Annotated in this window: 19 protein-coding genes; 8 read left to right on the top strand and 11 right to left on the bottom strand. The window is 62.4% G+C overall.

Going from position 1 to position 23,195, the window contains the following annotated elements; genetic code table 11:
- Positions 1-44 precede the first annotated feature (44 nt).
- Both MAFF_RS01950 and MAFF_RS01945 read right to left on the bottom strand, forming a co-directional pair.
- Entirely contained in the window at positions 45-1,079 is a 1,035-nt protein-coding gene (locus tag MAFF_RS01950) for an extracellular solute-binding protein (RefSeq protein ID WP_010909227.1), read from the bottom strand.
- A 405-nt stretch (positions 1,080-1,484) separates the two neighbouring features.
- Entirely contained in the window at positions 1,485-1,649 is a 165-nt protein-coding gene (locus tag MAFF_RS01945; RefSeq protein WP_244420703.1) for a hypothetical protein, read from the bottom strand.
- A gap of 365 nt (positions 1,650-2,014) precedes the next feature.
- Between MAFF_RS01945 and MAFF_RS01940 the strand changes: the two genes are divergently transcribed.
- The gene (locus MAFF_RS01940; protein ID WP_044547489.1) at positions 2,015-2,788 is read left to right on the top strand and encodes an NAD kinase; all 774 of its coding nucleotides are present in this window, start codon (positions 2,015-2,017) and stop codon (positions 2,786-2,788) included.
- A gap of 190 nt (positions 2,789-2,978) precedes the next feature.
- Positions 2,979-4,562, top strand: a complete 1,584-nt coding sequence (locus MAFF_RS01935) for a DEAD/DEAH box helicase (protein ID WP_010909224.1) — start codon at positions 2,979-2,981, stop codon at positions 4,560-4,562.
- Between the two features lie 89 nt (positions 4,563-4,651).
- Here MAFF_RS01935 and MAFF_RS01930 read toward each other — a convergent pair whose 3' ends face one another.
- The 7 genes from MAFF_RS01930 to MAFF_RS01900 all read right to left on the bottom strand — a co-directional run bounded on the left by MAFF_RS01930 (position 4,652) and on the right by MAFF_RS01900 (position 12,568).
- Positions 4,652-5,260 carry a hypothetical protein gene (locus MAFF_RS01930; protein WP_027046797.1) on the bottom strand — a complete coding sequence of 203 codons (609 nt, stop codon included), beginning with the start codon at positions 5,258-5,260 and terminating at the stop codon, positions 4,652-4,654.
- 246 nt (positions 5,261-5,506) lie between these two features.
- Positions 5,507-6,157, bottom strand: coding sequence for an OmpA family protein (locus MAFF_RS01925; protein ID WP_010909222.1), 651 nt, complete (start codon positions 6,155-6,157; stop codon positions 5,507-5,509).
- Positions 6,158-6,284: 127 nt separating this feature from the next.
- Positions 6,285-6,653, bottom strand: coding sequence for a GFA family protein (locus MAFF_RS01920; protein WP_032933394.1), 369 nt, complete (start codon positions 6,651-6,653; stop codon positions 6,285-6,287).
- A gap of 107 nt (positions 6,654-6,760) precedes the next feature.
- Positions 6,761-7,132 (bottom strand): hypothetical protein, encoded by a 372-nt coding sequence (locus tag MAFF_RS01915; RefSeq protein WP_010909219.1) that lies wholly within the window; start codon positions 7,130-7,132, stop codon positions 6,761-6,763.
- 245 nt (positions 7,133-7,377) lie between these two features.
- Positions 7,378-8,509, bottom strand: a protein-coding gene (gene prfB, locus MAFF_RS01910) for a peptide chain release factor 2 (protein WP_106406542.1) whose coding sequence is annotated in 2 segments (ribosomal slippage) — positions 7,378-8,442 and positions 8,444-8,509 — 1,131 coding nt in all. Because the reading frame shifts where the segments join, the coding sequence is not laid out codon by codon here.
- A 126-nt stretch (positions 8,510-8,635) separates the two neighbouring features.
- Positions 8,636-11,092 carry a penicillin-binding protein 1A gene (locus tag MAFF_RS01905; RefSeq protein ID WP_010909217.1) on the bottom strand — a complete coding sequence of 819 codons (2,457 nt, stop codon included), beginning with the start codon at positions 11,090-11,092 and terminating at the stop codon, positions 8,636-8,638.
- A 213-nt stretch (positions 11,093-11,305) separates the two neighbouring features.
- Entirely contained in the window at positions 11,306-12,568 is a 1,263-nt protein-coding gene (locus tag MAFF_RS01900; RefSeq protein WP_010909216.1) for an N-acetylmuramoyl-L-alanine amidase, read from the bottom strand.
- Between the two features lie 651 nt (positions 12,569-13,219).
- On the opposite strand from MAFF_RS01900, the gene MAFF_RS01895 reads away from it, so the two are divergent.
- On the top strand, positions 13,220-16,174 hold the full coding sequence (locus MAFF_RS01895) for an Rne/Rng family ribonuclease (RefSeq protein ID WP_010909215.1): 2,955 nt from the start codon (positions 13,220-13,222) through the stop codon (positions 16,172-16,174).
- 95 nt (positions 16,175-16,269) lie between these two features.
- On the opposite strand, the gene MAFF_RS01890 is transcribed toward MAFF_RS01895, so the two are convergent.
- Both MAFF_RS01890 and MAFF_RS01885 read right to left on the bottom strand, forming a co-directional pair.
- A complete protein-coding gene (locus MAFF_RS01890) occupies positions 16,270-17,217 on the bottom strand; it encodes a glutaminase (protein ID WP_010909214.1) in 948 nt (315 codons plus the stop codon).
- 4 nt (positions 17,218-17,221) lie between these two features.
- A complete protein-coding gene (locus MAFF_RS01885; RefSeq protein ID WP_010909213.1) occupies positions 17,222-18,370 on the bottom strand; it encodes a pyridoxal phosphate-dependent aminotransferase in 1,149 nt (382 codons plus the stop codon).
- Positions 18,371-18,517: 147 nt separating this feature from the next.
- On the opposite strand from MAFF_RS01885, the gene MAFF_RS01880 reads away from it, so the two are divergent.
- The 5 genes from MAFF_RS01880 (at position 18,518) to accC (ending at position 23,193) form a co-directional block, all read left to right on the top strand.
- The gene (locus MAFF_RS01880; protein ID WP_080511766.1) at positions 18,518-19,909 is read left to right on the top strand and encodes a tetratricopeptide repeat protein; all 1,392 of its coding nucleotides are present in this window, start codon (positions 18,518-18,520) and stop codon (positions 19,907-19,909) included.
- Between the two features lie 64 nt (positions 19,910-19,973).
- Positions 19,974-20,774 (top strand): DsbA family protein, encoded by an 801-nt coding sequence (locus MAFF_RS01875; protein WP_010909211.1) that lies wholly within the window; start codon positions 19,974-19,976, stop codon positions 20,772-20,774.
- A 145-nt stretch (positions 20,775-20,919) separates the two neighbouring features.
- A complete protein-coding gene (gene aroQ / locus MAFF_RS01870; protein WP_010909210.1) occupies positions 20,920-21,354 on the top strand; it encodes a type II 3-dehydroquinate dehydratase in 435 nt (144 codons plus the stop codon).
- 26 nt (positions 21,355-21,380) lie between these two features.
- Entirely contained in the window at positions 21,381-21,839 is a 459-nt protein-coding gene (gene accB, locus MAFF_RS01865) for an acetyl-CoA carboxylase biotin carboxyl carrier protein (protein ID WP_010909209.1), read from the top strand.
- Positions 21,840-21,849: 10 nt separating this feature from the next.
- Entirely contained in the window at positions 21,850-23,193 is a 1,344-nt protein-coding gene (gene accC, locus MAFF_RS01860; RefSeq protein ID WP_010909208.1) for an acetyl-CoA carboxylase biotin carboxylase subunit, read from the top strand.
- The last annotated feature ends 2 nt before the right edge of the window (positions 23,194-23,195 follow it).

The raw sequence follows: 23,195 nt of genomic DNA, 5'->3' as shown, positions 1-23,195 counted from the left end.
GCGCGTCGCGGTCCGGTGGCTATTGGTTGGGTGGTCCGGCGACGCTATTTCTGGAGGTCGGTCCAGATCTTCGTGTAGAGCGCCTGCACATCCGATGGACAGGCCGGCATGAACTGGCCCTTGGCGGCAAATTCAGCCGGAACGTCCACTTCCGGCGCCGTCTTCATGTCGTCCGGCATGAAAGCCTCGGAGCCCTTGATGCCGTTGGCGTAGCGGGCGAAAGCCGAGATCATCGCCGCGTTCTTCGGGTCCATGATGAAGTTCTGGAACAGCTTGGCGTTCTCGACATTCTTGGCGTCCTTGAGGACGGCGACATTGTCCATCCAGATCGGAAAGCCTTCCTTGGGATAGCCGTAGACGATCTTGTTGTTCTGCAGCCGCTCGCGCAGCGATATGCCGTTCCAGTTGACGCCGGCGGCAATGTCGCCCCGGCCCAGGCCGTCTACGGCCGCGTAGTCGAGCGAGAGCCATTTCGCCTTCGCCTCGACCAGCTTGTCGTGCACCTTTTTCAGCACCTGCATATCGTTGGTGCAATATTTACCGCCTTCATAAGCGATGGCGAGGAACATGATGTCCCCCATTTCGGGCACGACATTGATCTTGCCGACAAGCTCCGGCGGCGGGTCGAGGAAAATCGCCGAGGTGTTCGGGTCGCCGGAATACACCGACTTGTTCACCGAAATGCCTGTCGTGCCCCACTGCCATGGAACAGTGTATTTGCGGCCTGGATCGAAGGGAACGTCGGCCCATCGCGGATCGACATTCTTGAAATTCTCCATCTTGTTAGGGTCGGTCTCCAGGAGCAGACCTTCGCTGATCCAGACCGGCACGACGCTGGCCGACGGCACGACGATGTCATAGCCGGACGCGCCCTGGCGGACCTTGGCCAATGCGGTGTCATTGGAATCATAGTCGGTGACGGTGACCTTGACCTTGTAGGTGTCCTCGAACTTCTTGATGAGGTCCGGGCTGGTGTAGTTGCCCCAATTGTAGATGTTGAGTTCGCCATCGGCGCGGGCAACGCCGGTTGCGGCGAGCAGCGACAGCCCGGCGGCCGCCGCGGTCAGTTTCCAGTTCATGCTAGTGCTCCCATTGTTGGGACCGGCTGCGTCGCCGCCTCGGTCCGTCTCCTGCTGATGAACAAGCCTGGCTCTGCCCTTCGGCCCAAGGTGGGCCGGCTGGCTGTCAAAATATTCCCCTTTTCGTGGCCATTCACCGGCGGATGCCAGCTGGCCAACTTGGTGATCTGCGCTAGGATTAATTATAACTAACTATACAGTCAATATCTATTCTCAGGTGTTGCCGCGGTTCGCCAGTTGCCCTGGACCAGACAGCAAGCTGCGGATGGAATGGCAGGTGGCGCGGGGTAGAATCGATCTCTTTCGCACTCGGCATGATGGCCTGAGCCGCCAAGTTTTGGTTTCTCAGGCGCTTTAGGCCGGGCGTCGGCTGTCCCTACAGACGAGCAAGCGTATTGCGGCGACCTACAGTGCCCGTTGCGGGCAAGGCATTCCGGTGGCATCGCCGCAGCGCGACGCTGTCGGCAGCGGTCTCATGCTCATGTTTTCCGACTGGCGCACAAGCTCGGCGAAGACCAGCGCGAAGCTACCCAGCATGACAAAGACGATGATCAGGCGTGCTACCGGCAATATGTCGGCCTCGTCTGGTTGGTGCGTGCCCCGAACTTCAGATTTCCCGGGGATCATGCGCACTAATCAAAAGTGCCGCAGCATCCTTTTGGCATCCCGAAGGATACAAGCGTGCTGCGGGCGCCCCCACGCCATTCATGCCGGCTAACATGATCGATCCGCCTTTACGAGACTTTAAGCCCAGCCTTAACCATCACATTCGCGCGTGCCCTGTCATGAAGCGCGATCCGCAGGTTCGCACGATGCTGTCGCCGCAGCCTTGCACGCCGCCGCAACGGCTCTCTTTGCAGAGCTGCCCACCCCGTGCTACCCCGGCGCGGGCGCGGCCAGACCTGCCGCCGCCAATCGGTCGCGATCGGGAAGCCATGAGCACAGCCGCCAACAGCATCGCCTTCGTCTCGTCCGACACAGCCGACGCCAAGGCGGCGCTGGAAAGTCTGTCGGCGCGCTATGGCCAGTGTTCGGTCGCCGAGGCCGTGGTTGTGGTGGCCCTGGGCGGTGACGGCTTCCTGCTGCAGACCTTGCGTGACACGATGGGAACGGGAAAGAAGGTCTACGGCATGAACCGTGGCACCATCGGGTTCCTGATGAATGAGTACCGTTCGGGGGGGCTCACCGAGCGCATCGCGGCCGCGGTCGCCGAAACCATCCGGCCGCTGGAGATGCTGGCCGTCACCTCGGAAGGCGAAACCGTCTCGGCGCTGGCGATCAACGAGGTTGCGCTGTGGCGCCAATCCTACCAGACGGCTAAGATCCGCATCAGCGTCGATGACCAGATACGGCTCGAGGAACTCAGCTGCGATGGTGTCATGATCGCGACGCCGGCCGGATCCACCGCCTACAATCTTTCCGCGCATGGTCCGATCCTGCCGCTCGACGCGCCGCTTCTGGCACTGACACCCGTCAGTCCGTTTCGCCCGCGCCGCTGGCGTGGCGCGTTGCTTTCCAACAAGGCGACTGTGCGCTTCGACATCCTGGAGCCGGAAAAGCGGCCGGTGAACGCCGCCGCCGACCATACGGAGGTCAAGGCGGTGACCTCGGTAACGGTGCGGGAGTCGCCGACAGCGACGGCAACCTTGCTGTTCGACCCCAATCACTCCTGGAACGAGCGCATCCTGGCCGAGCAGTTCCGTTACTGAGCCGATAGTGACAAACGGCCGGATTAAGCATCGCGATTAAGGCTACAACTTCACAATCGTGCCAATCCCGCCCGTTTCTGTTGACAAATCGCGGGCTTGCGCCTAATCGCAATACCAATCTTGCAGGCGCGTGGCGCTTGCCGCGACACACGCTGTTGCGCTTCCCCGAACCAGCCAAAGACAACAACACTTGTCCTCAGACACCACGATCGCTCCAGAAGCGTTGACCTTTTCAGACCTCGGCCTGTCGCCGAAGGTCCTTTCCGCAGTCACCGATGCCGGCTATACCGTGCCGACGCCGATCCAGGCGGGCGCCATCCCACACGCCTTGCTCGGCAAGGATATTTTGGGCATAGCCCAGACCGGCACCGGCAAGACAGCCTCCTTCGTGCTGCCGATGCTGACCCGACTGGAAAAGGGCCGCGCCCGCGCCCGTATGCCGCGCACCCTGATTCTCGAACCGACGCGTGAGCTTGCCGCGCAGGTCGAGGAAAACTTCGTCAAATACGGCAAGAACCACAAGCTCAACATCGCGCTGTTAATTGGCGGTGTTTCCTTCGACGAGCAGGACAAGAAGCTGGAGCGCGGCGCCGACGTGCTGATCGCCACGCCTGGCCGTCTGCTCGACCATCGCGAGCGCGGCAAGCTTTTGCTCAACGGCGTTGAGATCCTCGTCATCGACGAGGCCGACCGGATGCTCGACATGGGCTTCATTCCCGATATCGAGCGCATCTGCGAGATGATCCCGTTCACCCGGCAGACGCTGTTCTTCTCGGCGACCATGCCGCCGGAAATCACCAAGCTGACGGAGAAGTTTCTGCACGCGCCGGTGCGTGTCGAAGTTTCGAAGGCCGCGTCGGCTGCCACCAACATCACCCAACGGCTGGTCAAATCCGGCTCGAAGCCCTGGGACAAGCGCGAGACGTTGCGCAACCTCATCAAAGCTGAAGACGCGGAGTTGAAGAACGCCATCATCTTCTGCAACCGCAAGGTCGAGGTGTCGGAGCTGTTCCGCTCGCTGCTGAAATATGATTTCGATGCCGGCGCTCTGCATGGCGACATGGACCAGCGCGCCCGCATGCAGATGCTGGCCAATTTCCGTGACGGCAAGCTTCGCTACCTCGTGGCTTCTGACGTTGCCGCGCGCGGCCTCGACATCCCCGATGTCAGCCACGTCTTCAACTATGACGTGCCGATCCATGCCGAGGACTATGTCCACCGCATCGGCCGCACCGGCCGCGCCGGGCGCTCCGGCAAGTCCTTCACTATCGCGACCAAGTCCGACACCAAATATATCGACGCCATCGAACGGCTGATCGGCAACAAGATCGAATGGCATGACGGTGACCTGTCGACCGTGGTCGCCAGCGAAGGCGAGGACGATGCTCCGCGCCGGGGCAAAGGCGCACCGCGTCGCGCCGGCCGCAAGGACGACGATCGCAAGGACAGGGGCGAGCGCAAGAAGGGCGGCGAACGCCGTGCCAGACACAGCGAGGAAGATGCCGCGGTCGCACAGCAAGAACAGCCCGATGTGGCTGAGACGGCCGTCGCCGATATCAGCGAGCGGCGCGCGCGCAAGGAGGCGATCCGTTCGGAAAACACCGAACGCAAATCCTCCGATCGCAACGAACCGCGCGCACCGGAACGGGGTGACACCCGGCCGCAGCGCGACAACAGCCGCCCTGCCCGCCATCGCCACCAGGAAGACAACGACACCACCGTTGGCTTCGGCGACGACATGCCGGCCTTCATGCGCATCGTCGCCAAGGTCTGACTGGGCCAAGCCGGAAATAGTCCGGCGCAACGTCTTCAGGACCGACGCAACGGAATTCAGCGCCGACATGTATTGGCTTGGCCGGCCGCTTACATCGGCCCAGGCATCATCTTGGTCGGCTTCTCCAGCATCGGAAAATCGGCCTTGCTGCATTTCACGTTCGGGTTCGTCGGACTGAACATGCCGTTCGGATTGTCCCTGAACAGCCAAGCGTGAAGATCGTAGTGGACGAACTCCCTCGGGATGAGCGGATAGTGTCCCTCCATCGGACCCATGAATTTCTGGCCAAACAGTGTGGGGACTTCCTTGACGTTCGGTGTCAACGGCACCAGCCACTCCACGCCGACCAACTTGAGGCCTTTCTTGGTCGGCTCGTAGATCAGCACGTTGGGCTTCATAGGGTCGAGCTTCTGGCCGACGCTTGGGACGTTGACGAAATGGACGCCCATGGCGCCTTTCGGGTAATCCATCGAGCCCGGTATCTTTTCTCCACTGTAGAAGACGCAGCCGACCGTCGACAGATAGAGGTCGCGGACAGCTGCGGTATAGTCTTCATACTTGGCCAATGATTTCTTCAAGGCTTCGATGTCGGCCTTGTTGGCGTCCTCGGCCTGAGCCGTGGCGAGACCCAACCACAGACCTGCAATACTAGTCAAAGCGAGGACGCCGCAGCGCCCGAGGCAGGTTGTTCTTGTCATGCATTCCTCCCAGATATTTCATCTGGCCGTGCAAGACCGAGGCGGGAAAATGCTTGTTACGCGGCCAGTTGTACCGCCTCATCCCCTCTGGAACAGCGATGATGCTATTCCTTTCCGTGACTGTAGGAAAGCTGTTATTTAGCTGTTGCTAATTCTTAGGTGCGACAGCTGCAGGGGTGCGATGGCCGCTCACACAAAAACGGCCCCGCATTGGGGCCGTTTTCACATTCGTTGCCGTACAGATCGTCAGGTGAGCGGCGACAACTGGATCTCGACGCGACGGTTCTGCTCGCGGCCGGCAGCCGTCGCATTGGATGCGATCGGTCGCGTCTTGCCGAAGCCGGTGACGGCGAAGCGGCGCTGATCGACGCCCTGACCGGACAGATAGTTGGCAACCGCGAGTGCGCGGCGCTGCGACAGATCGAAATTGTGCTGGTCGCCGCCGGTCGAATCGGTGTGACCGAAAACATCGACCGTGGTCTGCTTGAATTTCTTCAACACCAGCGCAACCGAGTTCAGCACCGGATAGAAGCCGGGCTTCACCGCATCCTGATCGACATTGAAGGTAATGTCCGACGGCATGTTGAGGATGATCTGGTCGCCACTGCGGGTGACGCTGACACCGGTGCCCTCGAGCTGCCGGCGCAGTTCAGCTTCGTTCTGATCCATGGTGGCGCCGATGGCGCCGCCGGCAAGCGCACCGATGCCGGCGCCGATCAGCGCGTTGCGGCGGTCGTTGCCGCCGGCAAGCAGACCAAGGCTGGCACCTGCCAGGGCGCCGAGACCGGCACCTGCGGCTGTGTTGGAAATCTTCTGGTCGCCCGTATACGGATCGGTGGTGGTGCATGCGCTCACGAGCAAAGCCGTCGCCACGGCGACGAGCACGGTCTTCTTCATAGATGGTCCCTCTCCAAGTCGCGCCTTTTTCGACGGCGCCAAATCAGCCCTTCCCGCGACTTGTACCATGAATTGCGGCGAAAAACGGAACGGCAAAAGCGCCCGCGACGGCTTTTCCCGGGATCAGTTACCAGAGATTCTTGCCGTCAATGACCACCACTTCCACCTTGTCGAGATTGAAGTCGTCGAACAGCCGCGAGTTGACGCTGATCTTCGGATTGTCGAAATCCGGCTCGCCGGTCGACCAATCCGGCGTCTCGGTGAACGTGCCGCAGCCGCAGTTGGCGCAAAAACCATGTTTCACGGTTTTCGAGCCCCACTCATAGAAGGAGACGTTTTTCAGTGGCGTGATGAGCTTGAACTGCGACGGGGTATAATAGGCCCAGAGCGAGCCGCGTTTCGAGCAGAACGAGCAGGTGCATTGCGTCACCGTTTCCGGTGCCTCTGAAACCTCGAATGTCGTCGCCTTGCAGTGGCAGCTTCCCTTGATGGTCATCAACATCACCTCTCCATTGTCGGCCGCCCACGAGGCAAGGCACCATAAAGAAGTGATCCTGACAACTGCCTGTCAGCAGGTTCTACTCTGAACGGCAGGCAACGAACTCAGTAGGACGATGGCGGCACGAACAGGCAGATGGTCTTGCCGGCGTCGAGCCCGGCCTCATGCGCGCACCAATGGTATTCACCGTCCGGCGAATCCTTGATGCGCCTGTCGCTGTAGGCCAGCACCTCCCCGGTGTCCTTGATGACATAGCCTTCCGGACGCTCGCTGATCGAGGTCTGCGACACCTCGTGACAATCGTAATTCGCGCAGCAGGCGAACGGATAACTCCAGCCTTGCGGCTTGGCCGCGGTCGGCTTGGCGTCGTGCGCCATGGCCGGCGCCGACAGGAGCGCGATCACCGCGCAAAGGGGGAGGACAAGCTGGCCAACCGATGGAACGGCGATGGCCGATCTGGAATTGGCGGCAAACATGGGAACGTTCCTTTCAAACGAGGTTCAAGCGTTTCGCTTGCCCGTTCCCGGAACGTGTCTTCCCAGCGGCCAATCGTCAGCAGATATGCCGCGACCGGCCATAAATGCTTTTGTCTCCTCCTGCGGCAAATGGTGAGCCGAAATGTGAGTCGGCGCAAGAAATTGCTGCGTGGAGCCGCGGGCCGCCCAAGGCGGCCCACCTGGTCCGCAGAAAATGCGAGCGGGCGCAATGGCGGCGGACGGTGCTAGTCCAGATCCGCCACGGCCTCGCCTGCGCCGCCTTCGATGCGTTGCGACAGCGAGGCTTCCATGAAGTCGTCGAGGTCGCCATCGAGCACGCTCGACGGGCTGGTGCTTTCGACGCCGGTGCGCAGATCCTTCACCAACTGGTACGGCTGCAGCACGTAGGAGCGGATCTGGTGGCCCCAGCCGATGTCGCTCTTCGAGGCTTCGGTGGCGTTGGCGATGGCCTCACGCTTCTTCAGCTCTTCCTCGTAAAGGCGCGAGCGCAGCATCTCCCAGGCCTTCGCCCGGTTCTTGTGCTGCGAACGCTCGGCCTGGCAGGCGACCGCGATGCCGGTGGCGATATGGGTGATGCGCACAGCCGAATCGGTGGTGTTGACGTGCTGGCCGCCAGAGCCCGACGAGCGATAGGTGTCGATGCGCACGTCCGATTCTGAAACATCGATCTCGATCGTGTCGTCGATGACCGGATAGACCCAGACGCTGGCGAAGGAAGTGTGCCGGCGCGCATTGCTGTCATAGGGCGAAATGCGGACCAGGCGATGGACGCCGGATTCAGTCTTCAGCCAGCCATAGGCATTGTGGCCCTTGATCATCAGCGTCGCGGACTTGATGCCGGCCTCTTCGCCGTCATGCACTTCCAGCACTTCGACTTTGAAGCGGCGGCGTTCGGCCCAGCGCGTGTACATGCGCAAAAGCATCGAGGCCCAGTCCTGGCTTTCGGTGCCGCCGGCGCCGGCATGGATTTCGAGATAGGTGTCGTTGGCGTCGGCTTCACCCGACAGCAGCGTTTCGACCTGGCGGGCCTTGGCCTCGCCCTGCATCGAGCGGATCGCCGCTTCGGCCTCGGTGATGACGCCCTCGTCGCCCTCTTCCTCGCCGAGCTCGATCAGGCCGATATTGTCTTCCAGCGCCTGGGTCAGGCCCTTGACCGCCGCGATGCCTTCCTCGAGGCCCTGACGCTCGCGCATCAGCTTCTGCGCTTCCAGCGGTTCGTTCCAGAGGCTGGCGTCCTCGGCCCGCACATTCAGGTATTCAAGCCGCTTTATGGCCTGATCCCAGTCAAAGATGCCTCCTCAGCAGGGTTATCGCCTGCCTGATCTCGTCGACAATATTCTGCGTTTCCGCGCGCATGGCCTGGTATTTTGTCCTGTTGCTGAAGTGACACTTCGGTCGGCGCGATACATAGGGACGGCGCCGCCATGTGTAAAGCGAAATGGGCCGGCCCCCAGCCAGCCCAGCGATCCGCATCCGGCCCCGTCAGTAGAGGCCGCCGCCGCCGTCCTGGATGGCCTGGTTGGCCTGCGGTGACAGTGCGCCGCCCGACGCGTTGGAGCCGTCGGCACCCATGCCGATCACCCAATAGCTGTCGGCGGGACCGGTGCCCGGCTTGAAGGCCTCGATGATGGTGCCCGGATCGCCCGACGCGGCACGCATGCCGGTCTTACGATTGATGGCGATCAGGTTCATGCCGTCTGGGACCTTGAAGTCGACGTTGGGCGTGCCGTCCAGCGCAACGCGCATGAAATCCTTGAAGATCGGGGCGGCGAGACCGCCACCGGTGGCGCCGTGGCCAAGGCCGCGCGGCGTGTCGTAGCCCATGTAGAGGCCAACCACGAGGTTCGGCGTGAAACCGATGAACCAGGCGTCCTTTTCGTCGTTGGTGGTGCCTGTCTTGCCGGCAATGTGGCGGCCGAGTTCGCCAATGGTGGCGCCGGTGCCGCGCTGGACCACGCCTTCCATCATCGAGGTGATCTGATAAGCGGTCATCGGATCGAGCACCTGCTCGGAATTGTCGACCAGTTCCGGCTCTGGCTGGTTCTTCCATTCAAGCGCGTTGCAGCCTTCGCAGCCACGCTCATCCTGCTTGAACACGGTCTTGCCGTAGCGGTCCTGGATGCGGTCGATCAGCGACGGTTTGATCGACTTGCCGCCATTGGCCATGATCGAATAGGCCGAAACCATGCGCATCACGGTGGTCTCGCCGGAGCCCAGCGCCATCGGCAGATACGGCGCCAGATGATCGTAGACACCAAAGCGCTCGGCATATTCGACGACCAGCTTCATGCCCATGTCGTTGGCAAGCCGCACCGTCATCAAATTGCGCGACTTCTCGATGCCGGAACGCAGCGTTGCCGGCCCGGCGACGGTGCCGTCATAGTTCTTCGGCGTCCAGGTCGTGTTGCCGCTCTGTATGGTGATCGGTCCGTCCATGATCACCGAGGCCGGCGTATAGCCATTGTCGAGCGCCGCCGAGTAGACGATCGGCTTGAACGAGGAGCCCGGCTGACGCATCGCCTGGGTGGCGCGGTTGAATTCGGACTGCGCATAGGAGAAACCGCCGACCATGGCCAGCACACGGCCGGTGTGCGGATCCATGGCGATCAGGCCGCCTTCCACCTCGGGAACCTGGCGCAGGCTGTAGGTGTTGTCGGAGCCTTCGTTCTTCTGCACGAAGATGACGTCGCCGGGCTTCAGCACATCGGCCGGCGACTTGGCCTTTACCGTCTTGCCGTCCACCATATGGCGCATGGCAAAGCCCATGTCGTCCTTGCTGACAGTGCCTTCGACGCGTTCCTTGACGATGTCGCCCGATGCCTGGCGTGCGGGCTGCAGGCCTATCGAGAGACCTGACGCGGAGGAGTCGAGCACGACGGCCAGCGACCATTCGGGGACGTCCTCCAGTCCCTTGACGGCGCCCAGCGGGACGCCCCAGTCGCCGGACACGTCGATTGACGTCACCGGCCCGCGATAGCCGCGCAGCGTATCGTATTTGATCAAGCCGTTCTGCATCGCCTTGCGGGCGATGAGCTGGACTTTCGGATCAAGCGTGGTGCGGACGGACAGGCCGCCTTCGTAGAGCGCGTTCTCGCCGTAACGGGCGATGATCTGGCGGCGCACCTCTTCGGTGAAGTATTCGCCGGCGAACAGATAGGTGCCGGTACGGCGCGGCGTCACGCCGAGCGGCTCGGCCTTGGCCTTGTTGCCTTCCTCACGCGTGACGTAGCCATTTTCGACCATCTGGTCGATGACCCAGTTGCGGCGCTCGATCGCGCGATCGGCATGCTTGAAAGGATGGTAGTTGTTGGGGCCCTTCGGCAACGAAGCCAGGTAGGCGGCCTCGGCCACGGTCAGTTCGTTCACCGACTTGTCGAAGTAGGTGAGCGCCGCGCCGGCGACACCGTAGGCGCCGAAACCGAAGAAGATTTCGTTGAGGTAGAGCTCGAGGATACGATCCTTGGGGTAGGCCTGCTCGATGCGGAAGGCCAGGATCATTTCCTTGATCTTGCGCTCGTAGGTCTGGTCCGCGGTCAACAGGAAGTTCTTGGCCACCTGCTGGGTGATCGTCGAGGCGCCGACCTGGCGCCTGCCCGAGCCAAAATTCTGCAGGTTGACGATGATGGCGCGGCCAAGGCCGGTCACGTCGATGCCGGGGTGATTGTAGAAGTTCTTGTCTTCCGCCGACAGGAAGGCCGCCTTGACGCGATCCGGGATGGCCTGGATCGGCAAATATAGCCGCCGCTCGCGCGCATATTCGGCCATCAGCGAGCCGTCCGAGGCGTGAATGCGGGTGGTCACCGGCGGCTCGTATTTGGCCAGCACCTCGTAGTCGGGCAGATCCTTCGACAGATGGCTGATGTAAATGGCAACGCCCGCCGCGACCAGAAGGGCCAGCGTCGTGCCGATGCCGAAGAAATAGCCAATGAGACGAATCATACCCGCTCCAGTCCTTGGTTCGGGAATTTCCTAAACGAAGCCGCCTTCCACGCAAGCTTTCGAGCTGGTCCCAATCCGTATTCGAAAACCCATGTCGCCATCATGTGGACAAAATACGGCAAGGCCTGATTTCGTGACCGCGCGCAGGAAATAAAGGCACCGGGTGTTGTCATCCAGCAACGCCGCCTCTGGTTGCAGGCACCGCAAGGCATGTCAACCTCCGGTTCTAGCCCCTGCCTTGGCGGACGCGAACAGCGCAACGGCATTGGTGATGCTTTGTGCGGCCTTGCCGCGCCATTCGGCGTTAAGCAGCTGCGCTTCGTCCTTGGCATTCGAGAGATAGCCGAGTTCGACCAGCACGGATGGTACGTCCGGTGCCTTCAGCACCTTGAAGCCCGCGGAACGCTGCGGATTGTTGATGAGCCCGACGCTGGTCGACAGCTGGCCGACCAAGGTGTGGGCGAAACTCATCGAAAAGGTGTGCGTCTCGCGGCGGATCAGGTCGATCAGGATATCGGTCACTTCCTTGTTGTCGTCCTTGATGACCATACCAGCGAACTGATCGGAGAGATTTTCGCGGTCGGCGAGCGCCTGCGCCTGCGGATCCGATGCCTTTTCGGAGACGGTGTAGACGGTGGCGCCGCGAATGCCCTTGACGCTGATCGTGTCGGCATGGATCGAAATCAGCAGGTCGGCCTCATGCTGGCGGGCGATGCGCACACGGTCGTCCAGGCGCAGATATTCATCGGTGTCGCGGGTCATGAAGACATCGTATTTGCCGATGGCTGCGAGCTTGTCGCGCAGTTCCGTGGCGAAGGCCAGCGTGACGTTCTTCTCGATGGTGCCGTTCAGGCCCTCGGCGCCGCCGTCGACGCCGCCATGGCCGGGATCGATGACGACGGTGAAGCGGTGGCCCGGATTGGAGACCGGTCCGGTGCCAACCCGCCCACCCTTGTCGGTCGAAACCGTCGAGCCGGTGGTCAGCGCCTGGTTGGCAAGGGCGGCGTCGAACTCCCGTTCGGAGGCGGCCGACATGTCGATGGCAATGCGGTAGCCGGTTCCGTCCTCATTCTTGAGCACATCCAGCTTGTCGACGGCAAACGGTCCCTTGCCGGTCAGGATCAGCCGCGAAACGCCGTCGCCGAGCGCGCCCAGGCGCACGCCCTTGACCAGGCCGCGTGGCTTCAAATCCTTGGCGTCGATGGCCAGCCTGGTATTCGCCAGATCGATGACCAGACGATTGGGTCCGCGCAGCAGGAACCATTTGATGTCAGGCTCGCGATCGAAATCCATGACGATGCGCATCTTGGTGGCATCGCCCGCCATCTTGTAGCCTTTTGCCACCAGCGGCGCATCGGCGGCATTGGCAATAGAGAAAAAGCCCTGGGAAATCGCCACCAGCAGCAGGAGAAATAGAGCACCAAGAATCCGGCCACCAACACGACATCCCTTGTCTGTGAAGTCCGCCAGTCCCATCTCTCTTACAGTCGCTCCCGGTTTGGCGCCAGGCGCCCGCTCGTTTCGTCGAAGTGCCGGTTAGGCCGCGAACTCGATTAACGATTGGTATCCAGAGAAGGTTAACCAAGCCTTTTCACGCAAGGATTGGACCCCAGGCTTACGTTACGGAACTGCTTTTTGCCGGCATCGGAAATCGGGGTTGCCTTCCAACCCGCCAAATCATAAAAGCGATAGTGGATCACTGCAATCCTGGAACCGCCCTCCTCCGCAGCTTCCTGCTACAGGGTCAGATGAAAGGCGGCTCCTTTCGCTTCACGCGAAAAGGCTTCAGGTGATTGCGACGAATTTCGCAGGTGTGCTCCCGTGGCGGGGGAATCACCTGCGTGAGGAAAACGGCCGGGTTTGTCCCCGTGCCGGCTCTGTATGAGCAAACAAGCTGGTCCGGTTTCCGGGCTTTGGTTCAAAAGGTTCTGCTGGTGACGATGGCTTCAAGCGCAATCATGGAAAGGTCCGCATCAAACCGCGCCAGTATGGCAGCGGGCGGCACCGCCATGACACGCAGGCACCGTCCGGCGGACATTCAATTATCCGGCACCCACTCTCCAGACACACAGCAGCGGGCTTTGCCCCGCCAGCTGCGGCTGACGGCTGCCGGGGGGAAACGAAATAATGCCCAACAAAATGCTGATAGACGCCTCCCACCCGGAGGAAACACGCGTTGTCGTCGTACGCGGTAACCGTATCGAAGAATTCGACTTTGAATCCCAGGACAAGAAGCAGCTCAAAGGAAATATCTACCTCGCCCGCGTAACGCGCGTCGAACCCTCCCTTCAGGCAGCCTTTGTCGAATATGGCGGCAACCGTCACGGTTTTCTCGCCTTCAGTGAAATACACCCCGACTACTACCAGATCCCGGTCGCCGACCGTCAGGCACTGCTGCGCGCCGAAGCGCAGGAGGCCGAGGACGAGGAGGACGAGGATGGTGACGGCGATGACCGCCAGAGCCGCGATCGCGGACGGCGCGGACGCCGGCGCGGCGGCAAGAGCCGGGAGCGCGGTGAGCACAAGCGCGATACTGGCGAGGCAGGCGAAGGCGCCGGCGAGCCAGGCGAAGGCGGCGACAATGGCGACATCGTTGTCGAGGAGATTTCCCACACCTCCGAGATCATCGAACACGCAGCCGATACATCGGAACATTCAGGTCCCTCGGAGCATGCCGATACATCAGGCCATGACGAAGGTTCCGCCGAACAGGAGGAAACCGAAACCCGCGAGGGTGGCCCGACATCGATCGCCGCCGCGGTCGAAGGCGATGTGATTTCCGAACCCGTCTCGCACACGGAACAGACCACTGAAGCCTCCTCCAGCGACAATGATCGCGGCATGCTGGAGGAAGTCCAGTCCTCGCATCCCGATGATCACGAGGTCGAATCGGTGGGCGCCGAGGATGCGCTGGAAGAGGTGCGCAACCGCCGCAAGCCGGTGCGCCGCCAGTACAAGATCCAGGAAGTGATCAAGCGCCGGCAGATCCTGCTGGTTCAAGTCGTCAAGGAAGAGCGCGGCAACAAGGGTGCCGCTCTCACCACCTATCTGTCGCTTGCCGGCCGCTATTCGGTGCTGATGCCGAACACGGCGCGCGGCGGCGGCATTTCGCGCAAGATCACCAGCGCGGTCGACCGCAAGCGCCTTAAGGAGGTGGTTGCCGACCTCGAAGTGCCGCAAGGCATGGGCGTCATCCTGCGCACCGCCGGCGAGAGCCGCACCAAGGCAGAGATCAAGCGCGATTACGAATATCTGATGCGGCTTTGGGAAAATGTCCGCAGTCTCACCTTGCAATCGACGGCCCCTGCCCTCGTTTATGAGGAAGGCAGCCTGATCAAGCGCTCGGTGCGCGATCTCTACAACAAGGATATCGACGAGATCCTTGTCTCCGGCGAGGAAGGCTACCGCGAAGCCAAGGACTTCATGCGCATGCTGATGCCGAGCCACGCCAAGGTGGTTCAGCCGTTCCGCGACACGACGCCGATCTTCGTGCGCAACGGCATCGAGGCGCAGCTCGACCGCATGCTGCAGCCGCAGGTGACGCTGAAGAGCGGTGGCTACATCATCATCAACCAGACCGAGGCGCTGGTCGCCATCGACGTCAATTCGGGCCGCTCCACCAAGGAGCACTCGATCGAGGACACCGCACTCCACACCAATCTGGAAGCGGCCGAGGAGGTTGCCCGTCAGCTCAGGCTTCGCGATCTCGCCGGCCTGATCGTCATCGACTTCATCGACATGGAGGAGAACCGCAACAACCGTTCCGTCGAGAAGCGGCTGAAGGATCACCTCAAGAACGACCGGGCCCGCATCCAGGTCGGCCGAATCTCGCATTTCGGCCTGATGGAGATGTCACGCCAGCGCATCCGCGCCAGCGTGCTGGAATCGACCATGAAGCCCTGCCCGCATTGCGGCGGCACCGGCCATGTCAGGTCCGATTCGTCGGTCGCGCTGATGGTGGTGCGGGCGATCGAGGAATTCCTGCTCAAGGATTCACGCAGCCACATCACCGTGCGCACGCCGGCGGCAACCGCGCTCTACGTGCTCAACCACAAGCGCGGCACGCTGGTGGAACTGGAAAGCCGCTTCGGCCTGACCATCACCATCGAGGCCGACGATACGGTTGGCGCGCAGCACTACGCAATCTTCCGCGGCGCGCTGGCCGAGAAGCCCGAGGGCTTCGTCGAGGCGCGCAGCCTGCCGGCCTATGTCGAGCCGGAGGAACCCGAGGACGAGATTGCCGTCGTCGAGGAAGACGATGAGGTCGTGGTCCAGGCCGAGCAGCCACGCCAGCAGCCGCAGCAGCACCAGCAGCCGCGGCCTGCCGGCAGCGAAGATGGCGAAGGCCGCGACCGCAAGCGTCGCAAGCGCCGCAGACGGCGCGGCGGCAGGGATCGCGACCGCGAGCATGGCGCTCCGGCGGACGGCTCAGCCATCTCGGCTCCGGCCGGCGAATTCGTCGGCGCGGCAGACGCGGCAGGCGACGATGACGGCGAACAGGACGACGCTGCCCCGATCGCTGCCAGCGCTTCCGACGAGGCGGTGCAGGCTGCGGATGACAGCCAGGGCAAGAAGCGCCGGCGCGGCAAGCGCGGCGGCAAGCGCAACCGTCGTGAAGACGGCGAAGGCGAGACCGAAGCAAGCGCCGGCGAGGCGACCGAGGCTTCCGAAGCCGATGCTTCCGAAAGCGAGCCTGCCTCGATCGAACCGGCGGCTGTTGCCGCGGTGACGGAAGAGCCAGTGGCCGCGGTGAGCGAAGAGGTGCCAAGCACCGAGAAGCCCAAGAAGCCGCGTCGAGCAGCCAAGCCGAAGAAGGCAGCCGCCGAAGCCGCCGCCGAAACCCCTGTTGTGGAAGCGGCCGCGGAAACGCCGGTCGAGGCGCCGGTGACGGTTGTTGAAGAGACAGCGGTTGTGCCCGTCGCGGAAGAGCCTTCCAAGGCCCGTCCGTCCAGGCGCAAGCCGGCGGCCATCGATGCGCCCGTCGTGCCTGTGGTGTCGTCGACCGTCGCCGATGAGCCGGAAGCCAAGACCGAAGAAAAGCCGAAGCGCGCCGGCTGGTGGCAGCGGAAGGGCTTTTTCTAAGCCTTTCAACTGGTTGATGTGACTTTTTAATAAGAAAATCCCGCGCCGATCGAAAGACGGCGCGGGATTTTTCACGTGCGGCAGGCTGCAAAAATTTATGGCGCGAAGATCGACCAGTTCATCATCCTGGCCAGCTTCTCCAGCGCGATCGAACCCAGCTTGGAATTGCCGTTGGCGTTGAGCCCGGGCGACCACACCGCAAGCGACGCCACACCCGGCACAATGCCCAATATGCCGCCACCGACGCCGCTTTTTCCCGGAATGCCGACGCGGAAGGCGAAATCGCCGGAGCCATCATAGTGGCCGCAGGTCAGCATCATGGCGCCGATGCGCCGCGCTCGCTCCGCCGATACCACGGAATGACCGGTGGCCGGGTTCTTGCCGCCATTGGCGAGGAAGCGGCCGGCCATCGCCAGTTGCCGGCAGCTCATGGCGATGGCGCAATGGTGGAAATAGACGCCCAGCGCCAGTTCCGGTGCATGATGAAGATTGCCGAAGGATTTCATGTAGTTGGCGAGCGCGAAGTTGCGATAGCCGGTGGCGCGCTCGGAGGCAGCGACCTCGCGGTCGATGATGATGGTGTCGTCGTCGGCCAGGAACTGGATGAAGCGCAGGATCTCGCCGATCGCCTCGCGCGGCTGATGACCGGCAAGCAGGATGTCGGAAATGACGATGGCGCCGGCATTGATGAACGGATTGCGCGGAATGCCGTTCTCGTGTTCGAGCTGGACGATCGAATTGAACGGATTGCCCGACGGCTCGCGCCCGACCCTCTGCCACAGCGCGTCGCCGACATTGCCGAGCGCCAGCGTCAAGGTGAACACCTTGGAGATGCTCTGGATCGAAAAAGCCTGGTCGGCATCGCCGGCCACCAGGACGCGGCCGTCATTGGTGACGGCGGCAATGCCGAATTTCCTTGGATCGACCTTGCCCAGCTGAGGAATGTAGGTGGCGACATCGCCGCGATCGGTGCGTTCGGCCATTTCGGCGGCGACTTCGGCCAATGCTTGATCAAGTTTGGGGGCCCGTTCGAGTTCCGGCATGGCGCTACCTCAACCAGCGTTCGATGCGCGCCATCGCCTCGACCATGTCGTCATGGCTGCCGGCGTAGGAAAACCGCATCGTGCGATGTCCGGCCTGGGTGTCGAAATCGCGGCCGGGCGTCGCCGCGACATGCGCCTCGGCCAGCATCTTGCGCGCGAAGGCCATGCTGTCATTGCTGTGGCGGGTGACATCGCAAAACGCATAGAAGGCGCCGTCCATGGGCGCGGCCAGCGGAAAGCCGAGTTCCGGCAGGCGCTTCATCAGCAGTTCGCGATTCCAGGCATAGCGGCCTTTGACCGCCTCCAGCTCTTCGGTGGCGGCAAAGGCCTCGATCGCGGCGATCTGCGAGAGTTCCGGCGGCGAAATGTAGAGGCTCTGGGCGATGCGCTCGACGGGCCGCACCAGCTCTTCCGGCAACACCATCCAGCCGATGCGCCAACCGGTCATGCAGTAGTATTTCGAGAAGGAATTGATCACCGTGACGCTGTTGCCGAAGGCAAGTGCGGTGGTGTCAGGCGCACCATAGGCCAACCGGTGGTAGATTTCGTCGGAAATGACGGCGATCCCCAGTGCCTCCGCCGTATTGACCAGCGCCGACAGTTCGTCGGCCGGTATGACGGCACCGGTCGGATTGGCCGGACTTGCAAAAAGCACACCCTTCAGCGGTTTCTCGCGATGCGCGGTCTCAAGATGACCGGCATGCAGATAGGCCGCGTCGCCGAGCTCGATCTCGACCACATCGATGCCGAGCGCCGCCATGATGTTGCGATAGGCAGGGTAGCCGGGTGCCGCGATGGCAACGCGATCGCCCGGATCGAACATAGCCAAGAAGGCGAGATTGAAGGCCGCGGACGATCCGGTGGTCACCGCGATCCGGGCGGGCTCGACTTCCAGCCTATAGTGATCCGCGTAGTGCTCGGCGATCGCCTTGCGCAGGCCAGCTAGCCCCAGCGTGTCGGTGTAGCCGATGCGACCGTCCTGCAAGGCCCTGGCCGCGGCGGCTCGGACCCGTACGGGCGCCGGATCGGACGGTTGGCCGACCGCCATGGAGATCACCGGCACACCCTGCGCTTTCAGCCGGTTCGCTTCGGCCAGCACATCCATGGCGTGGAACGGCTCGACATTGCCACGACGCGAGAGCGAAACGACCATTTTATCCCTATCCCGACGGTTGGGCGCGCCACGCCCCCGAATACATGCGCCGCACAAATGCCCGATTGATGTGAGGATCACAAGTTGAGGAAGTTTTCCGGTGCCGACTTTTCATCTTTCGCCCGCTCGTCTACCAGTGAACACGTCATGTTGAGCCGACCCAGATCGACGATTGCCAGGATCGCGCGTGTTTTCACGACGCTTTCGCTCGGCCTTGCCGTTGCCGTGGCAAGTTCGGTCACCGCCTTCGCCCAGAGCGTTCCGGTGGTGCGCGATGCCGAGATCGAGGCTTTGGTGCGCGACTATGCACGGCCGATCTTCAAGGCAGCCGGGCTGGCGAATGACGGCATCGACATCGTGCTGGTCAATGATTCCAGCTTCAACGCTTTTGTCACCGGGCGACGGCTGTTCATCAACACCGGCGCGCTGATGACGGCGGAAACGCCCAACGAGATCATCGGCGTCATCGCGCACGAGGCCGGCCATATCGCCGGCGGCCACCAGCAGAAACTGCGTGACCAGCTCGAGCGCGCCAAGACGATGGCCATCATTGCGACCTTGCTTGGCGCGGGCGCGATCGTCGCTGGCGCGACCACCAACAGCCGCGGCCTTGCCGGCGCCGGCATGGGCGTGGCCGCCGGCGGCGGCGAGATGGCACAGCGCAGCATCCTCGCCTATCAGCGCACCGAGGAGATAACGGCCGACCGCTCCGCCATCACCTATCTCAACGCCACCGGCCAGTCCGGCATGGGCATGCTGAAGACGTTCCGGAGGTTCCAGACCGCGCTGTCGCTGTCGGGTGCGCAAGTCGATCCCTATCGGATCAGCCATCCGATGCCGCAGGAGCGCATCGCCAATCTCGAAGTGCTGGTGAAGCAGAGCCCCAATGTCGACAAGCTCGACCCGCCGACGCTGCAGCAGCGCCATGACATGATGCGGGTGAAGATCGCCGTCTACATGGAAGGCCAGGCCGCCGCGGCGCGGCTGCTGCAAAAGATGAGAGGCAGCCTCGCCGCGCAGTATGGCGACGCCCAATCGACCTACCTTTACGGCGACATCGCCGGCGCACTCGCCAAGACCAATGCCCTGATCAAGGCGCAGCCGAAGAATGCCTATTTCCAGGAGTTGCGCGGCGACATCTTGATGAAGGCGAACAAGCCCAAGGACGCGGCGGAAGCCTACGCCAAGGCGGTCAGCCTCGATCCGGCGCGGTCCGGCTTGCTGCCTGTCTCGCTCGGCCAGGCGCTGATGGCGGTCGGCACGCCAGACTCGCTGAAGAAAGCCGTCGTGCAGATCAACAATGGCCTGGGCCGCGACAAGGAAAATTCCGAAGGCTATCGCTACCTGGCCCAGGCTTACGGCGAGCTGGGTGACATACCGGGCGCCGAGCTGGCCACGGCGGAAGGTCATTTCTATTCCGGTAACTACAAGGATGCGAAGATCTTCGCCATGCGGGCGCAGCAGCAGATGAAGCGCGGCGAGCCGCGCTGGATACGCGCCCAGGACATCATAAACTACAAATCGTCAAACAAGATCTAGTGAACCTTCCGGTCACGCACTGCGACACAGCCGGACCAGGAAACAGGCAAAAGGAACGAAAACGATGAAAAAGGCACTGCTGCTGGGCACCACGGGGGTCGCTGTAGTCCTTGCCATGCTGGCTTTCGGTTTCGTGGCCGGCAGCCCACAGATGGCCAAGGCCGGTACGGCGCAGCCTGTCCAGACGGCCGCCGATACCAAGATCGACCGTGCCGAGGTCGAAGGGATCATCCGTGACTATCTCCTGAAGAACCCTGAGGTGCTGCTCGAAGTGCAGGACGCGCTCGAGGCCAAGCAGAAGGAAGAGCAGCGCATCGCCTCGCTCGGCGTCATCAAGGGCGCCAAGGACCAGATCTTCAACTCCGCCTTCGACGGCGTCGTCGGCAATCCGAACGGCAAGGTGACGATCGTCGAGTTCTACGACTACAATTGCGGCTTCTGCAAACGCGCCATCGAGGACATGCGGGCGCTGACCAAATCCGATCCGGATCTGCGCTTCGTGCTCAAGGAATTCCCGATCCTCGGCCCGGATTCGCAGAAAGCCAGCGTCGTTTCGATGGCGTTCCACCTGATGATGCCGGAAAAGTACGGCGAGTTCCACAATGCGCTGCTCGGCGGCCAGGGACGCGCCACCGAGGCGGCCGCGATCAAGGTCGCGCTTTCGCTGGGCGCCGACGAGGCGACGCTGCGCGAGAAGATGAAGGATGCTTCGATCCCCGAGGCCTTCTCCAAGACCTACGATCTTGCCAACAAGCTGGCGATCACCGGAACGCCGTCCTACGTGGTCGGCAACGAGGTCGTGTTCGGGGCTCTCGGGCAGGACGTGTTGGCGGAAAAGATCAAGGCGGCGAAAGCCGCGCTTTGATCAGCCCGGGGTTTCCTTCACCGGCGCATTTCGGCCTGTTGTGGACAGTGAAAGAACGCACTTGCGCTCTTTTCGCGGACGACTATGCCCGGTATAGAGGCCCAGCGCGCCGGTTTGATACCGGCGCCGGAAAAGGTCGGGTTTTTTGAAAACGGTTTTCGTCCTGAACGGTCCCAATCTCAACGCGCTCGGCAAGCGCGAGCCGGGCATCTATGGCGGCAAGACGCTTGCCGCGATCGCTGACGACTGCAAGCAGGCCGGCGCGTCGCTCGGGCTCGGGATCGATTTCCGCCAGTCGAACCACGAGGGTGACCTCGTCGACTGGATCCAGGAAGCCGGCGACAAGGCTGCCGGCATCGTCATCAATCCAGGCGCCTACAGCCACACCTCGATCGCGATCCACGACGCCATCCGTTCGATCGCGCCGCTGCCGGTCGCCGAAGTTCACCTTTCCAACATCCATGCGCGGGAATCATTCCGCCACGTCTCCATGGTCGCGCCGGTCGCCGTCGGCATGATCTGTGGCTTTGGGCCGCTCGGCTACACGCTGGCGCTACAGGCGCTGGCCGCACGCCTATGACTGGCCAACAAACAGAAGGCTCGAAAATGTCGATAAAGAAGACCGGTGTTGACCAGCAACTGATCCGCGATCTGGCGGGCATACTGAACGACACCAACCTGACCGAGATCGAGGTTGAACTGGGCGACCTGAAGGTGCGCGTGTCGCGGCAGGCCCCTGCCGTCCATGCGATCGCCGCATCCCAGCCCAGCTATGCGTCGGCAGCAGCCCAGCCTGCGGTCGCGGCCGCTCCGGCCACGGTCGACGTGTCGAAGAACGCGGTAGCCTCGCCAATGGTCGGCACCGCCTATCTGGCGCCGTCGCCCGATGCCAAGCCGTTCATCGAGGTCGGCCAGAAGGTCAAGGAAGGCCAGACGCTGCTGATCATCGAGGCAATGAAGACGATGAATCAGATCCCCTCGCCGCGCGCCGGCACCGTGACGGCGATCCTGTTCGAGGATGCGACGCCGGTCGAATACGGCATGCCGCTCGTCGTGATCGAGTAGAGCGGGCCGGATGTTCCAGAAGATCCTCATCGCCAATCGCGGCGAAATCGCGCTTCGGGTGCTGCGCGCCTGCAAGGAACTCGGCATCCAGACGGTGGTGGTGCATTCGACCGCCGACGCCGACGCCATGCATGTGCGGCTTGCCGACGAGAGCGTCTGCATTGGCCCGCCGCCATCGCGCGACAGCTATCTCAACATCCATCAGATCGTCGCGGCCTGCGAGATCACCGGCGCCGACGCAGTGCATCCGGGCTATGGATTCCTGTCTGAGAATGCCAAGTTCGCCGACATATTGGCCGCGCACAACATCACCTTCATCGGCCCGTCCGGCGATCATATCCGCATCATGGGCGACAAGATCGAGGCCAAGCGCACCGCCAAGCGCCTCGGCATTCCGGTGGTGCCCGGTTCCGACGGCGCGGTGACCGAGGAGAAGGAAGCCAAGCGCATCGCCGCCGAAATCGGCTATCCCGTGATCATCAAGGCTTCGGCCGGCGGCGGCGGGCGCGGCATGAAGGTCGCGCACAGCGAGGCCGACCTCGAGGTCGCCCTGCAGACGGCGCGCTCGGAAGCAGGCGCGGCTTTTGGCGACGACGCCGTCTACATCGAGAAGTACCTGCAGAAGCCGCGGCACATCGAAGTGCAAGTGTTCGGCGACGGATTTGGCCGCGGCGTGCATTTTGGTGAGCGCGACTGTTCGCTGCAACGGCGTCACCAGAAGGTCTGGGAAGAGGCCAATTCGCCGGCGCTCAACGCCGAGGAGCGGTCCCGCATCGGCGGCATCTGCGCCAAGGCCATTGCCGATCTCGGCTATTCCGGCGCCGGCACGATCGAGTTCCTCTACGAGAATGGCGAGTTCTATTTCATCGAGATGAACACGCGCCTGCAGGTCGAGCATCCGGTGACGGAAGCAATCACCGGCATCGATCTCGTGCATGAACAGATCCGCGTCGCTTCCGGCGGCGGTCTTTCGGTCAAGCAGGAAGACATCAAGTTCAATGGCCACGCCATCGAATGCCGTATCAATGCCGAGGATCCGCGCACCTTCACCCCCTCGCCCGGCACCATCACGCATTTCCACACGCCAGGCGGTCTCGGCATCCGCGTCGATTCCGGCGTCTATTCCGGCTACAAGATCCCGCCCTATTACGACAGCCTGATCGGCAAGCTGATCGTGCATGGGCGCAACCGCGTCGAATGCATGATGCGGCTGCGCCGGGCGCTGGATGAATTCGTCGTCGACGGCATCAAGACGACGTTGCCGCTGTTTCGCGATCTGGTCGGCAATGCCGACATCGCCAATGGCGACTATGACATCCACTGGCTGGAAAAATACCTGGCCAAGGAAGAGTAGTC

The sequence above is a fragment of the Mesorhizobium japonicum MAFF 303099 genome, assembly GCF_000009625.1.
In the GTDB taxonomy this organism is placed as follows: Bacteria; Pseudomonadota; Alphaproteobacteria; order Rhizobiales; family Rhizobiaceae; genus Mesorhizobium; species Mesorhizobium japonicum.
The sequence above is the reverse complement of the archived record's forward strand: the minus strand, read 5'-3'. Positions and strand labels throughout refer to the sequence as shown.